This window comes from Actinocorallia lasiicapitis (genome assembly GCF_054778695.1).
This window is the reverse complement of the sequence record NZ_BAAGZI010000908.1, coordinates 1-558: the sequence shown is the minus strand read 5'-3', so window position 1 is coordinate 558 and position 558 is coordinate 1. Positions and strand designations below refer to the sequence as shown.

The window sequence follows — 558 nt, the reverse complement described above, 5'->3', positions numbered from 1 at the left end:
GGTTCGCGGCGCCGGGGCTCGCCGACGACACGATCGTGCTCGACACGTCCGTGCGCGGGGTCGCCGCGGGCGACGTGCTGACCCTCCGCCCCGGCGGGCTGCGGCTGACGATCGCCGGGTTCGCCCCGCTGGGCACGCTCCAGCACACGGCCGTCGGGCAGGTCTCGCTCCCCACCTGGCAGAAGGCCAGGACCAGGGGCGGCGGCACCGTCGGCGCGTTCCTCGTCCGCGGTGCGGCGAGCCCCGCCGCCCTGGCCGGAGCCGCCGACGGGCTGGAGGCGGTCGCCAAGGACGAGGCCGTCGCCTCGGTGCCCGGCTACGCCCAGGAGACCGGGACCATCAACCTGATCAGGGGTTTCCTGCTGGGCATCGCGGCCCTGCTCATCGGCACCGTGTTCTGGATCTTCACACTGCAGAAGGAGGGGAGCGTCGCGGTGCTGCGGGCGACCGGCGCGAGCCGCCGGCTGCTGACCTCGTCCTATCTGACGCAGGTGCTGCTGACCACGGCGGCCGGGCTGCTGGCCGCGCTCGGCGCGGTGTTCGCGGCGCGCGGGCTGC

General features: G+C 75.4%; 1 protein-coding gene. It reads left to right on the top strand.

Translation table 11 applies throughout. The features are described 5' to 3' along the window. A partial coding sequence (locus tag ACYVE7_RS35440) for an FtsX-like permease family protein (protein WP_460371080.1) occupies positions 1–558 on the top strand: 558 nt, incomplete at both ends.